Annotated in this window: 13 protein-coding genes and 1 tRNA gene; 5 read left to right on the top strand and 9 right to left on the bottom strand. The window is 71.4% G+C overall.

From position 1 onward, the window contains the following. Window positions 1–10: 10 nt before the first annotated feature. Window positions 11–199: a hypothetical protein gene (locus OG403_RS13295; RefSeq protein ID WP_329564292.1), complete on the bottom strand. Its 189-nt coding sequence runs from the start codon at window positions 197–199 to the stop codon at window positions 11–13. Window positions 200–406: 207 nt separating this feature from the next. Further along, complete coding sequence (locus OG403_RS13290; protein ID WP_329564291.1) at window positions 407–1195, bottom strand: cyclase family protein; 789 nt, start codon at window positions 1193–1195, stop codon at window positions 407–409. 132 nt (window positions 1196–1327) lie between these two features. Here OG403_RS13290 and OG403_RS13285 point away from each other — a divergent pair, with 132 nt between their 5' ends. Genes OG403_RS13285 through OG403_RS13275 form a run of 3 tightly spaced genes read left to right on the top strand, consistent with a single transcriptional unit; the run spans window position 1328 to window position 3671 of the window. After that, window positions 1328–1879, top strand: coding sequence for a nuclear transport factor 2 family protein (locus OG403_RS13285; protein ID WP_329564290.1), 552 nt, complete (start codon window positions 1328–1330; stop codon window positions 1877–1879). Next, window positions 1876–3453 carry an acyl-CoA carboxylase subunit beta gene (locus tag OG403_RS13280; protein WP_329564289.1) on the top strand — a complete coding sequence of 526 codons (1578 nt, stop codon included), beginning with the start codon at window positions 1876–1878 and terminating at the stop codon, window positions 3451–3453. Before OG403_RS13285 ends, OG403_RS13280 begins: the two co-directional genes overlap by 4 nt. Before the next feature lie 8 nt (window positions 3454–3461). Next, window positions 3462–3671 carry an acyl-CoA carboxylase subunit epsilon gene (locus OG403_RS13275; protein ID WP_329564288.1) on the top strand — a complete coding sequence of 70 codons (210 nt, stop codon included), beginning with the start codon at window positions 3462–3464 and terminating at the stop codon, window positions 3669–3671. On the opposite strand, the gene OG403_RS13270 is transcribed toward OG403_RS13275, so the two are convergent. Next, entirely contained in the window at window positions 3635–4768 is a 1134-nt protein-coding gene (locus OG403_RS13270) for an FAD-dependent monooxygenase (RefSeq protein ID WP_329564287.1), read from the bottom strand. The two genes, OG403_RS13275 and OG403_RS13270, sit on opposite strands and share 37 nt — an antisense overlap. A gap of 118 nt (window positions 4769–4886) precedes the next feature. Between OG403_RS13270 and OG403_RS13265 the strand changes: the two genes are divergently transcribed. After that, window positions 4887–5549, top strand: coding sequence for a TetR/AcrR family transcriptional regulator (locus OG403_RS13265; protein WP_329564286.1), 663 nt, complete (start codon window positions 4887–4889; stop codon window positions 5547–5549). 234 nt (window positions 5550–5783) lie between these two features. On the opposite strand, the gene OG403_RS13260 is transcribed toward OG403_RS13265, so the two are convergent. Beyond that, on the bottom strand, window positions 5784–6818 hold the full coding sequence (locus tag OG403_RS13260; RefSeq protein ID WP_329564285.1) for a ketoacyl-ACP synthase III family protein: 1035 nt from the start codon (window positions 6816–6818) through the stop codon (window positions 5784–5786). Between the two features lie 325 nt (window positions 6819–7143). Between OG403_RS13260 and OG403_RS13255 the strand changes: the two genes are divergently transcribed. Further along, window positions 7144–8004 (top strand): ALF repeat-containing protein, encoded by an 861-nt coding sequence (locus OG403_RS13255; RefSeq protein WP_329564284.1) that lies wholly within the window; start codon window positions 7144–7146, stop codon window positions 8002–8004. A 205-nt stretch (window positions 8005–8209) separates the two neighbouring features. On the opposite strand, the gene OG403_RS13250 is transcribed toward OG403_RS13255, so the two are convergent. From OG403_RS13250 to OG403_RS13230, 5 genes are all read right to left on the bottom strand, one after another. Next, complete coding sequence (locus OG403_RS13250; protein ID WP_329564283.1) at window positions 8210–9046, bottom strand: DUF4097 family beta strand repeat-containing protein; 837 nt, start codon at window positions 9044–9046, stop codon at window positions 8210–8212. Between the two features lie 109 nt (window positions 9047–9155). After that, a complete protein-coding gene (locus OG403_RS13245; protein WP_329564282.1) occupies window positions 9156–9713 on the bottom strand; it encodes a hypothetical protein in 558 nt (185 codons plus the stop codon). Window positions 9714–9862: 149 nt separating this feature from the next. Next, on the bottom strand, window positions 9863–10225 hold the full coding sequence (locus OG403_RS13240) for a DoxX family protein (protein WP_329564281.1): 363 nt from the start codon (window positions 10223–10225) through the stop codon (window positions 9863–9865). 196 nt (window positions 10226–10421) lie between these two features. After that, entirely contained in the window at window positions 10422–11918 is a 1497-nt protein-coding gene (locus tag OG403_RS13235; protein ID WP_329564280.1) for a DHA2 family efflux MFS transporter permease subunit, read from the bottom strand. A 256-nt stretch (window positions 11919–12174) separates the two neighbouring features. Further along, window positions 12175–12248, bottom strand: a tRNA-Lys gene (locus OG403_RS13230). Between the last annotated feature and the right edge of the window lie 65 nt (window positions 12249–12313).

Raw genomic sequence — 12313 nt, 5'->3', positions numbered from 1 at the left:
TCGGAGTTGCCTACAGGCCGCCGCCGAGGTTCCCGCCGTAGCCCCGCAGACGGTCGGCCTCGCGGGCTCGGACCGCCTTCATGTCCGGCGCCTGGGTGCGCAGGTGGGAGTGCGGGTGGTCGTAGCGGGTCTCCCAGCCTCGGTTGAGGCCCGGGAAGAGGTGACTGACTGCCGCCCATGCACTGCGAATACGCTTCATGTTTCCGCCCCGAGACGTGATTGGTCCGCGCTGCTCACCAGGTGAGTCAGACGTGATCAGGGTACGACCGACTGGCCGAAAAAGCGCTGGCGGTTGAGCGAATCTTGATGCTTTTCGTCGGCGGCGCCGGTCGGCCGCCAAAGCCGCCGCGTTCTCCCTCCCGGTGCGTTCTCCCCGTGCGTTCTCCCGGTGCGTTCCCACGCCCGCTCACTCCGGGTCCGGCAGATGCGCGACCGCCCGGGTCCAACCCGCGCCCGCCCGAGCGATCTTGACCGGGAAGCAGCTCACCGTGAACCCGTGCGGACGGGGCAGCGCCGCCAGTCCGGCCAGCCGCTCGATCTGGCAGTACTCCTGCTCCCGTCCGGCGAAGTGGGCCGGCCAGAGCACCGAGCGGTCCCCGGTGGCGCGGTAGCGGGCGATGATGTCGCCGAACGGCGCGTCCAGGCTGAACGCGTCGGTGCCGATCACCCGGATGCCCAGCTCGAGCAGGAACCGGGTGGCCGAGCCGTCCAGACCGGTGAACTCGGTGAAGTAGCGCTGGGTGCCGCCCCAGGCGTCGGCACCGGTGTGCAGCAGCGCGATGTCCAGCGGTCGCGGCCGGTAGCCGATCCGGTCCAGCGCGGCCCGCAGGTCGGCGTCGTCGGCCACGCTGCGCCCCTGCTCCCGTACCCCGCGCAGGTCCAGCACGAAGCCGGGCCGGTGGAACCAGTCCAGCGGCAGCTGGTCGATGGTCCGCCCCTGGCTGCCGTCCGCCCGGGCGCCGTAATGGGCCGGGGCGTCGACGTGCGTGCCGGTGTGGGTGGTCAGCGACATCAGGTCGTTGGTCAGGAACTCGCCGCCCGGTAGCTCCCCGGGGGAGAACTCGATGCCGAACGCGGCCCGCATCCCCTTCGCCATGTGCTCGGCGCCCTCGACGGCCGACAGGGTGGTGTGGGTGACCGGGTCGGGCTCCCAGAGTTGTGCGTCCACCGTGGCGGACAGGTCGATCAGTGGCATGAGGTCCTCCCAGGGCGTGGTGCCGGCCTGCGCAGCATCGGCCGTCGCCCTCGAACGGAACTCGAACCCGTTCCGACCAGCCCGGTCATCCACTCCAGCGCATCTCCAGCGCCCCGCGCCACCCTGCACCGCATGCAGGCTGAGCACGTGTACGCGCGGATCCTGGACTTCTACGCCCGCCAGATGCGGACCATCGACGAGGGCGACGCCGTCGGCTGGGCGGCCACCTTCACCGAGGACGGTGTCTTCGCCTCCAACGGCCTGCCCGCGCCGGTGCGCGGCCGGGCCGCCATCGAGGCGGGCACGCTGGCGAACCTGGCCGCCCGCCGGGCCGAGGGGGTGGCGCACCGTCACCTCCTGAGCGCTCTCACGGTGGAGCCCAGGGGAGCGGACGAGGTCTTCGCCCGCTCCTACGTCCTGGTGCTGGAGAACCGGGCCGGCCGGCCGCCGCAGCCGTTCGTCAGCACCGTCCTGGAGGACGTCCTGGTCCGCCGGGACGCCGCCGCCGACTGGCAGGTGCGCAGCCGGTCCGTGCTGCGGGACGACGTCCGTGCGCCAGCGACGCCCGCAGCTCAGGACTTCGCACCTCAGGACTTCGTACCTCAGGACTTCGTACCTCAGGACTTCGTACCTCAGGACGCCCGCACCTCAGGACTCCGTACCTCAGGAACAGGTGACGCATGACCACCATGATCAGCACCGACGAGGACCACCTGCGCGCCCGCACCGCCGAGTTGCTGGCGCTGCGCGAGCGGGTCCGGCAGGGCCCCAGCGAGCAGGCGACCGAGGCGCAGCACGCCAAGGGCAAGCTGACGGCGCGCGAACGGATCGAACTGCTGCTGGACGAGGGCTCCTTCCACGAGGTCGAGGGGCTGCGCCGGCACCGCGCCACCGGCTTCGGCCTGGAGGACAGAAAGCCGCACAGCGACGGCGTGCTCACCGGCTGGGGACTGGTCCGCGGGCGGACGGTCTTCGTCTACGCGCACGACTTCCGGATCTTCGGCGGCGCGCTGGGCGAGGCCCACGCGCAGAAGATCCACAAGATCATGGACATGGCCATCGCGGCCGGTGCCCCGCTGGTCTCGCTCAACGACGGTGCCGGCGCCCGGATCCAGGAGGGTGTCACCGCGCTGGCCGGCTACGGCGGCATCTTCCAGCGCAATGTCAGGGCCTCGGGGGTCATCCCGCAGATCTCGGTGATGCTCGGCCCCTGCGCCGGCGGCGCCGCCTACAGCCCCGCGCTGACCGACTTCGTCTTCATGGTCCGCGAGACCTCGCAGATGTTCATCACCGGCCCCGACGTGGTGCAGGCCGTCACCGGCGAGAAGATCTCCCAGAACGGCCTGGGCGGCGCCGATGTGCACGGCAGCATCTCGGGCGTGGCGCACTTCGTCTACGACGACGAGCAGACCTGCCTGGAGGAGGTCCGCTTCCTGCTCTCGCTGCTGCCGCAGAACAACCGCGAGACGCCGCCCATGACGCCCTGCGACGACCCGCTGGAGCGCCGCACCGAGTCGCTGCTCGACCTGGTCCCCGCCTCCGGCTGCCGCCCGTACGACATGCGCAAGGTGATCGAGGAGATCGTCGACCACGGCGAGTACCTGGAGATCCACGAGAGCTGGGCCACCAGCGTGCTCGTCGTGCTGGCCCGGATCGAGGGCCGGGTGGTCGGCATCGTCGCCAACCAGCCGCAGAACCTGGCCGGGGTGCTGGACATCCACTCCTCGGAGAAGGCGGCCCGCTTCGTTCAGATGTGCGACGCCTTCAGCATCCCGCTGGTCACCCTGGTCGACGTGCCCGGCTTCCTGCCGGGCCGCGACCAGGAGCACGGCGGCATCATCCGGCACGGCGCCAAGCTGCTCTACGCCTACTGCAACGCCACCGTGCCGCGGATCCAGCTGATCCTGCGCAAGGCCTACGGCGGCGCCTACATCGTGATGGACTCCCGCTCGGTGGGCGCGGACCTCTCCTTCGCCTGGCCGACCAACGAGATCGCCGTGATGGGCGCCGAGGGCGCGGCCAACGTGGTCTTCCGCCGTGAGATCGCCGCCGCCGACGATCCTGACGCGGCCCGCGAGCGCCGGGTGAAGGAGTACCGCGAGGAGCTGATGCACCCCTACTACGCCGCCGAGCGCGGCCTGGTGGACGACGTCATCGACCCCGCCGAGACCCGCTCCGTGCTTGCCCACGCCCTCGCGGTGCTGCGCGGCAAGCACTCCGACCTGCCGGCCCGCAAACACGCCAACCCCCCGATGTGAGGACCGAGATGCTGACCCTTCAGGTGCTGCACGGCAACCCCACCCCCGACGAACTCGCCGCGCTGACCGCCGTGTTGATGGCCCGGGTGGCCCAGGCGGCGCACCCCGCCGCCGCGGCGCCGGCCCGGTCGGCCTCGCACACCCCGCCCCGCCGCCGCACCTCGTGGCGGATGGCCGGCGCCTACCGCCCCCCGGCGGCCTGGGCCTCGGTGGGCTGAGCGCCGAGGGGCCGGTTTCCGCCGGACCGGGCCGGGTCGAGCACGGCGCCCGCCTCGGTGCCGACGCCGGGCTGCCGGGTGGCCGCCATGACGTGCGCGAGCCGGTCGCTGGTGACCTTCAGGGTCCAGGCGGCGACCGGCAGCCGCTCGGCCTGGTAGGCCTCCAGCCGTGCCTCGTCGGCGCCCTCGGACGTCAGGACGCGGGCCAGCGCGTGGGCGTCCGCGATCCCGGTGTTCATCCCCAACCCGCCCGCGATCGGGTGCACATGGGCCGCGTCCCCGGCCAGGAAGACCCGGCCCACCCGCATCCGGTCGACCATCCGCACGCCGACCCGCCAGGTCGACAGCCAACTCGCGTTGCGCAGCCGGATCCCGGGCACCCGGGCGAAGCGGTCGAAGAGGCGCTGGAAGCCTTCGAGCGACGGTGCGAGGGGCGCGCCGTGCTCGTCGGTCTCCGGCGACGCCTGCAACTGGAAGGCCCGGGTGCCCGGGATCGGCCAGAGCAGCAGCGCCCCCTCGGGCGTGAACCACTGGTGCCAGACGTCCCGGTCGAGCCCGTCCGCCTCCACGTCCCCGCAGACCATCGACGTGCTCCGCTCGCTCTTCCCGTCGAACGCCAGACCCAGCCGCCTGCGCACGGTGCTGTGCCCGCCGTCGCAGCCGACCAGGTAGCGGGCACCGATCCGCCGCCCGTCGGCGAGGGTGGCGGTGACGCCGTGCTCGTCCTGCTCGAAGTCCGCGAGCGCGCTGCCCGGTTCGACGGCCACGCCGTGGTCGGCGAGGCACTCGCGGAGCAACTCCTCGGTGCGCCACTGGGCGATGAAGACGGCGGGGGTCGGGGAGGGGGTGTCGTTGACGTGCTCGCCGTTGAAGTACTTCCGGTTGATCTGCGGCGACGTCCCCTCCGCCCGGAGCCGGTCGGCGATGCCGAACTCCGCGAAGATCTCCAGACTGCCTTCGGTGAGCGTCTTGCCCCGTGACTCGTGGTGGTGGACGGCGCTCCGCTCGATGACGCGGACGGCGACGCCGCGCCGGGCGAGTGCGCAGGCAAGGGTGAGGCCGGTGGGGCCGGCGCCGACGATCAGGACCTCGGTCATGACGGTGCTCCTCGTGCTCGACGTGCTCGGGTGCGCTCCACCCAACCTGCCGCCCGAGGAAAAAGCAACCGAGTAACAAAACTGACCGAGTCACTGATCTGCTGCTAGCCTCGGACGCATGGAGCCACCGGCCACCCCGCCCACCCCGTCCGGCCTGCGCGAGCAGAAGAAGCAGCGTGCCCGGCGGCATCTCGCCGCCACGGCCCTGCGGCTCTTCCTGGAACGCGGCTTCGACGAGGTCTCGGTGGCCGAGGTCGCGGCGGCGGCGGAGGTCTCCAAGCCGACCCTGTTCCGCTACTTCCCCACCAAGGAGGACCTGGTCCTCGACCGCTTCGCCGACCACCAGGGCGAGGCGGCCCGCGTCGTGCTCGCCCGCGCCGACGGCAGCACGCCGCTGCGGGCGCTGCACGCCCACTTCCAGGCCGGCCTGCGCGCCCACGACCCGATCACCGGGCTCAACGACGACCCGGAGGTGATCGCCTTCCAGCGCCTGCTCTACGGCACGGCGAGCCTGCGGACCCGGCTGGCCCACTACACCGCCCGCGAGGTCGAGCTGCTCACGCAGGCGGTGGAACCCGCTTACGGTGACGGCCGGTTGGGCGCTCGGCTGGCAGCCCTCCAGCTGGTGACGGTGCACCAGGAGCTGGGCCGCGAGAACTGGCGCAAGATCGCGTCGGGGCGCGGTGCGGCCGACGCGTACCAGGAGGCGGCGGGCGACGCGCAGCGCGCGTTCGCGGTGCTGGAGCAGGGGCTCGGCAGCGGGGGAGCGCACCTGACCTGACGCCGTCGAGGGCGGGGATTGAGCCGTCAGCGCGGCCCAGCGGCCCAGCGGCCCGCGACCTGCGCCAGGCGCGGTGACTCGTCCGGGGCGAGCTCGGCGAACACCCGCTCGCGCCGACGTCCACGCCGACCAGAAGGTGACCCGGCAGCACCGCTGCCGGGTCACCACAAGCGGATCAAGCCCGCCGCCAAGCCCGATAGCCGGAGCCCTGTCGGCCGGATCCCTGGCGACTTGTCACCAGCTAGGCGTCTCCAGCACCTCCACCACCGCCACCGTCCACATGAATCCGTGCCCGACGCCGACCGCGACGATCAGGTCCCCGGCCTTCGGCCGGCCGGTCTCGAAGAGGTGGTTGAGGCTGATGAGGTGGTCGGCGCCGCCCATGTGGCCCAGGCCCTTGCCCCAGTCGTAGGTGGTCTGGGAGAGGCTCAGGCCCAGGGGGCGGTAGAAGCCCCACTCGGCGACGGGCTGGGCGATGTTGCCGTGGATGAACCACTGCGTGTCGGGAAGCTTGGTGTCCGCGTCCGCCAGGGCCTTGTTGAGCACGAGGGCGAGCTTCTCGCCGATCCGGCCCATGGCCGCCTCGTAGCTGTTCTCCTGACGGGACAGCCAGACGCCCTTGCGGGCGTGGATGTCGGCGGGGCGACCGGTCTCGAAGGGGATGTCGGTCCAGTCGGCGCCGCGGTAGATCGCCTCCAGCGAGGGCTCGGAGATGCTGGCGGTGGCGCGGATCCGGGCGAAGCCGCCACGGCCGGAGAGCACGATCGCGCCCGCGCCGTCGCCGTAGACGGTCTGGTCGTCGCTGTTCCAGCGGTCGATGTAGGGGAGCTTGAAGGAGTCGCCGGCGGTCACCAGCGCGGCGGTGACGTCGGGGCGGGAGGCGATGTAGGAGGCGGCGAGCTCGACGCCGGCCAGCCCGCCGTTGGAGCCCTGGCGGTACTCGATGGCGGCGCCGTCGCCACCCACCGTCTCCTGCTGGACGTAGTGGGCCGGCGACCAGAAGTCCTGACCCTGGTGGCCGATGCCGCTGTGCAGCACCAGGCCGAACTCCTCGTTCGGGTGGCCCGAGCGGGCGATGGCCTGGCGGGCGGCCGCCGCGGCCATCACCGGACCGGTCTCCTCGTGCGAGGCGACGCGCACGGCGCGGATGCCGTTCGCCTTGGCCCGGTCGGCGTCGTACTGCCCGGCGGCGACCGCCTGCTCGGCGGTCACCTCGTGCTCGGGCAGGTACGCGCCGAGCCCGGCGATGTACAGGTTCTCCCAACGCACTGATGGCTCCAGGGGTCTAGGGCTGTGATGGAGGTGGAGAGCGGCACGGAGCGTGACGTGTTCCATGGTGTGCGGGTGGGCTTGAGCCCGGGTCGAACTGCCGGTGAAGGGCGCCCGCAGCTGACCGGCCGACTCCGGCGCCGCTGGCCGGATCCGCGCCGCCGTCGTTGGTCGCGGGAAAGCCCTGCGGCGGCCTGACGGTGAGCAGTTGGCGGGGGTCGCCGGGGAGCCAATTAGGGGAGCCAATTAATAGTAAAAAGAAGCCCAAGTCCACGCTATCCTCTGGGGATAACTTTGGGATGATCAAGCAAAGCAGGTTGAGCTGATGAAGTTGGCCCGTGTTTCGGCGATCCTCGCCACGGTCGCGATCGCGCCGGCCGTCCTCTTCCCGTCGTATGCGAACGCCGCCGACACCGGCCAGACCCCCGCCGCTTCGACCCCTGACGCGAACCCGGAGCAGGGCGCCCAGGACAAGGCCCCCGCCGACAAGACCACGGCCGACAAGGCGATAGCGGACAAGGATGCGGAGGACGATCGGGTGCGGGTGGCGCAGATCGCCAGTGTCGGTGGCCCTGGAGTGCAGCAGGCGGCGAGGGCGGCGCTGAACGGGACGCCGCAGGACGTCGAGAACTTCCTGAAGGTGGGCCAGTTCAAGGCCCGCGCCGATGACGATCTGGTGCTGGTGACTCAGATTTACAACGCCGGCGGTCCTGCGGTGAAGAAGGCTGCCGGTGCTGTGCTCGATGGCGGCGGCAAGGCTGCGGACGTCAAGCAGTTCCTGGAGGTGGGCCAGTTCGAGGCCCGCGCCAAGGACAAGGCGGCGGCGGACGCGGCCCAGAACGCGTCCTCTCCGAGTGCGAGCGCCGGCGGTGGGTCGGCCGCCCGGCCGACCCCGGCCAACCCGAGCGAGCCGGCTGCCGTCGCCGCCGCCGTCAAGCCGGTCTCGGCCACGACCCCGCAGGCCGTCCCGTCTGCGGGCGTCACCGCTGCGCCCACACCCGCACCCAAGGCCGGCCTGCCCGGGACCGGCGCCGACGCTCCGGTCCCCGTCGCCGGTCACACCGTGCTCGCCTACACCGGCGCGGGTCCCGAACTCCCGTGGGAGATCGGCGGCGCCGCTGTCGCGCTGGGCGCCGGCGCGGCCCTGATCCGTACGGGCCGCCGGCGCTCCTCCACCGAGGGCTGAGCGGGGACCGGCTCAACGTTCGGTAGTTCCGGATCGGCTATCGGCTATCGGCTATCGGCCGTCGGTCTCGACGAACACCCTTGCGGGGGCGGACCGCTCGCCCCCGCAAGCTGTGCCCAGGCGTTGTTGCGGCGGGCTGGTGACGCCCGATTTCCTTGTCCCAGTGGCTGGTGTGCGGGGGTGCGCTGCGCTGTGCGGCGGCCGGTCAGGCGCGGCGGATCGTGATGTCGCCCAGGCCGGTGCGGGCCCGCACCTCGAGCGTCTCGCCAGTGGCCGTGGGTCCGTCGGCGGCGCCGAGTGAGTTGTGCACGCGTCCCAGGCCAGTGTTGATGTCGAGCCAGGCTGCGGTGGCCTGCCGGATGCCGACCTCCAGGTCACCGGCGCCGGTCTGCAGCACGACCTGGCCGCGCGCCACGTCGTCGATCCGGATGTCGCCGTGGGCGGACTTGGCCTGGACGCCCGCGTGTGCGATGCCCACCACGATCCGGCCGTTGGAGGAGTTCACCCGCAGGTCACCGGTGACCTCGCCGACCACCGTTTCACCGTTGAGGTTCTTCACCGTCGCCGTGCCGGTGACCTCGCCGATCGCGACCCGGCCCGACCCGGTCACCTCGGCGTTGCCCGCCACCCGGTCCACCTGGACGCGGCCGTGCGTGGTCCGCAGCTGCGCGCTGCCGGTCTCGTCCAACTGGATGTCGCCGGCCGAAGTCTTCAACGTGCAGTCCCCGAGCCGGCCTTGACCGGTGAAGTCGGCCATCGGTGAGGTGGCATGGATGTCCGAGCCGCTCGGCAGCGCGATGCTGATCTCCAGCGACCCGCTGCGGCCGAACAGCGACCGCTTCCGGGGGCCCCGGACCAGCAGCTTGCCGTGCGTGTAGCTGACCTTGGTCTGCTGGGCGGCCCGGATGTCGGCGTCCTCGGCGCGGTTGCCCGGCAGCACCGTGACGACGGTGTCGGTGCGCTTGCTCGCGATGATCCGCACCGAGCCGATGTCGAACTCGAGGTTCACGGAGATCGGTTCGGGGGTGTCGAATTCAGGCATGGCTGTCCCGTCCTCTTGGCTCGGTGATGCGGTTCCGCTGGTGGAGCGGGGGCGAAGGAGAAGGTGGCGTGTTACCTGGCCCAGTGGTCCGTGCGAGCCACGACAGGCCCTAGCGGACCCAGCCGGTGTACCCCTGCTGGCGCCAGTGGCGGCTGTCGGCGCCCGGCCGGCCGCGCTCGACGGGATCCAGTGCGGCGGCAGCGGCCCGCACCAGCCAGGCGTTGACCGAGAGGCCTTCGTGCGCGGCAGCTTCCTCGACCCGGGTTTTGAGATGGGCGGGCAGGCGGAAGTTGATCCGCGCCATGCCGCCCTCGTCTCCTCCCTCCGGAGCTGCCGCCGCCGCTGCCACCAGGCCCGGTGCGGGTGGCGCGGGCGGTGCCATCAGCTCGCCGCCGCGAGCGGCCGGGTGCTCGTACCCGGGCCGGCCCGGCGGCGTCACCACGAACTCCGGGTCGAGCCCGCGCAGCCGCACATCCACCGAGCCGGGTGCCAGCTCCAGTGTCACCTCGCCCATGGCGGTCGAGAGCGCGCTCAACAGGATGAGGCGGGCGGCTGACTCCAGTGGCGCGGTGAGCCGTTCGGCCAGGGCGCGGGCTTCGTCCCCGCCCGCGTCCGCGGCGACCGCGAGTTCGTGCCGGAGGTTGTCGACGTACGGTGTGAGGTCCATGGCGCCATCATGGCGCGCCCATGGCACCAGGGCAAGCGTCATGACGCCAAATGGGTGCCATGATGGCGCAAGGTGGGTGGCGCGGGTATGCGCAAAGACGTGTGGCGCACGGCAACTGCCGTGCGCCACACGCCGTCAGCGGGGTCAGCTCAGGAGCTCTGCACCCGAGAGATGATCATGATCAGCGCGCAGGCCAGGAAGAGGGTGTACGGCACCAGCTCCTTGCCCTTGTCGCCGTGCGTCAGCTGGCGGTAGACGACGAACCCGCTCAGCAGTGCGAAGAACGAGCCGGCCGCCACCGCCGGTGCGGTGTGCCAGAAGCCCTGGATCACGCCGACCACACCGAGCAGGTCCAGCAGGCCGATCATCACGATGACGTCGCGCCGCGGCGGGGTGCGGGTCAGTGAGGTGAAGCGGTTGACCGCCACCTGCATCGCGGGGATGTTGGCGACCGCCGAGAGGCTGAACTCGAGGATCAGGATGCCTGAGGCCACGCCGCCGAGGATGCGCATGATCTGGACTCCTTTCGAGAGCGGTGCGGAGTGGAGCGGAGCAGTGCGAGCGCGGTGCGTTGGTGCGGCGGTGCGGCAGTGCGAGCGCGGTGCGTTGGTGCGGCGGTGCGGCAGTGCGAGCGCGGTGCGTTGGTGCGGCGGTGCGGCAGCGCGAGTGTGGTGCGTTGGTGCGTTGGTGCGTTGGTGCGGACCGCGGTCAGGCGGCCGGCGCCATCGCCTTGGCGACCGCCTCCTCACTCGGCTTCAGCCCGCGGAAGCCGATCAGGCCGGTGATCAAGCTCAGCCCGGCCCAGATCAGCAGCACCGCGAAGCCGCGGTGCAGCGCCTGGGTGAGCGCCTCGCCCGGCTGCACGCCGTGCGCCATCAGCTGCGCGGCCCGGGACTGCACGGTGGTGGCGGCCACCGCCAGGCCGAAGGCACCGCCGACCTGGGTGGCGGAGTTGAGCAGCGCCGAGGTGGTGCCGGCGTCGGCGGGAGTTGCCTCGAAGGTGCCCACCACCGGGGTCGGGATCAGGCAGAACAGCAGCCCGACTCCGAGCAGTGCGGTCACCGGCATCATCAGGGCCCAGTAGTTGCTGTCCTGCTTGGCGTTGAGCATCAGCACGATCATGACGATCAGCAGCACGGTGCCGAACACGTAGAGCACCATGGGGCCGGTCTTGGGGATCAGCTTGGAGACCACTCCGGCAAAGATGATCATCGCCAGGCTGGTCGGGATGTAGGCGAGGCCGGTGCGCATCGGGGTGTAGTGCTGCACGCTCTGCATGAAGAGCGGCAGCATGAAGAAGGTCGGCAGCATGACGCCGGCCGTCAGCAGTTGGCCGAGCCCGGCCGAGACCAGGGTGCGGCGGCGGAACAGGTGCATCGGCAGCAGCGGGGCGGCGCTGCGCAGCTCGATCATGACGAAGAGGCTGAGCAGGACCACGGCGGCGGCGAAGGAGCCGAGGGTCAGCCCGTCGCCCCAGCCCCGGGTGGTGGTGCAGGTGATGCCGAAGACCAGCGACAGCAGGCCTGCGGTCGAGGTGATGGCGCCCAGGATGTCGGAGCGCGGACGGTCACCGGCCGGGCGGGCGCCGGAGATCAGGAACGGCGCGGCGATCAGCAGGGCCACACCGACCGGGATGTTGAGGTAGAAGGCCCAGCGCCAGCCGATGGTGATGATCGCACCACCGAGCAGGGTGCCCAGCGCCGCGCTGACGCCGACCACGGTGCCCCAGATGCCGAAGGCCTTGGTGCGCTCCTTCGGGTCGGGGAAGCTGGTGACCAGGATGGACAGGGCCGCGGGCGAGACCGCGGCGGCGGCGATGCCCTGGAGGGCACGCGCCCAGAGCAACTGGCTCTCGCTGTGGGCGATGCCGGCCAGGAACGAGCCGATGGTGAACATGGCCAGACCGGTCATCAGGACGGTGCGCCGGCTCAGCACGTCGGTCAGCCGGCCACCGAGCAGCATCAGGCCGCCGAAGAGCAGCACGTAGACGCTCATCACCCACTGCAGCCCGGTCGGCGACATGTGGAAGGCGGTCTGCAGCTTGGGCGTCATGACGTTGACGACCGTCGCGTCGAGTCCGACCATGAACTCCGCGAACGAGACGACGATCAGCACCCACCAGCGCCGACTGTCGGCGGGAGCGCCGGTGGCCTCGACCGTCGTCAGTGGTCCCTCGACCGTCGGCTTCTTCTCGACGATACTCACGATTTCTCCTCAGTCTCCTACGGGTGCGCGTGGCGGTGCGTGTGTGTGGAGCGCTTGGACCCGGTTGAACCCGAACTGAGCCTGCCCGTGCCGACTTGAGCGGGCCTTGAAGAGCCGAGCGGGGGAGCTTCCGGTTGCGCCGGGCCCCGGAGCGGGGGAGCGGCGGAGCGAGGGGAGTGATCGGCGGCGCCGGAACGCCGAAACGCCGGAAGGCCCTTCGCTCAGAACTCTGAGCGAAGGGCCTTCCGGCTGTCGGTGCGCCGCCAGGGACTCGAACCCCGGACCCGCTGATTAAGAGTCAGCTGCTCTAACCAACTGAGCTAGCGGCGCCTGCTGACACCGAGAACATTACCTGGTCAGCAGCCGATTCTCCGAATCGGCCTCCCGGCGCGCCG

It is taken from the genome of Kitasatospora sp. NBC_01266 (assembly GCF_036242395.1).
GTDB lineage: Bacteria > Actinomycetota > Actinomycetes > Streptomycetales > Streptomycetaceae > Kitasatospora.
Note: the sequence above shows the minus strand (reverse complement) of the source record. Positions and strands in the feature narration are given on the sequence as shown.

Excerpts from the sequence above, each read along its gene's own strand:
- OG403_RS13295 (WP_329564292.1), bottom strand. The coding sequence starts at position 199 with ATGAAGCGTATTCGCAGTGCATGGGCGGCAGTCAGTCACCTCTTCCCG.
- OG403_RS13290 (WP_329564291.1), bottom strand. The coding sequence starts at position 1,195 with ATGCCACTGATCGACCTGTCCGCCACGGTGGACGCACAACTCTGGGAG.
- OG403_RS13285 (WP_329564290.1), top strand. The coding sequence starts at position 1,328 with ATGCAGGCTGAGCACGTGTACGCGCGGATCCTGGACTTCTACGCCCGC.
- OG403_RS13280 (WP_329564289.1), top strand. The coding sequence starts at position 1,876 with ATGACCACCATGATCAGCACCGACGAGGACCACCTGCGCGCCCGCACC.
- OG403_RS13275 (WP_329564288.1), top strand. The coding sequence starts at position 3,462 with ATGCTGACCCTTCAGGTGCTGCACGGCAACCCCACCCCCGACGAACTC.
- OG403_RS13270 (WP_329564287.1), bottom strand. The coding sequence starts at position 4,768 with ATGACCGAGGTCCTGATCGTCGGCGCCGGCCCCACCGGCCTCACCCTT.
- OG403_RS13265 (WP_329564286.1), top strand. The coding sequence starts at position 4,887 with ATGGAGCCACCGGCCACCCCGCCCACCCCGTCCGGCCTGCGCGAGCAG.
- OG403_RS13255 (WP_329564284.1), top strand. The coding sequence starts at position 7,144 with ATGAAGTTGGCCCGTGTTTCGGCGATCCTCGCCACGGTCGCGATCGCG.
- OG403_RS13250 (WP_329564283.1), bottom strand. The coding sequence starts at position 9,046 with ATGCCTGAATTCGACACCCCCGAACCGATCTCCGTGAACCTCGAGTTC.
- OG403_RS13245 (WP_329564282.1), bottom strand. The coding sequence starts at position 9,713 with ATGGACCTCACACCGTACGTCGACAACCTCCGGCACGAACTCGCGGTC.
- OG403_RS13240 (WP_329564281.1), bottom strand. The coding sequence starts at position 10,225 with ATGCGCATCCTCGGCGGCGTGGCCTCAGGCATCCTGATCCTCGAGTTC.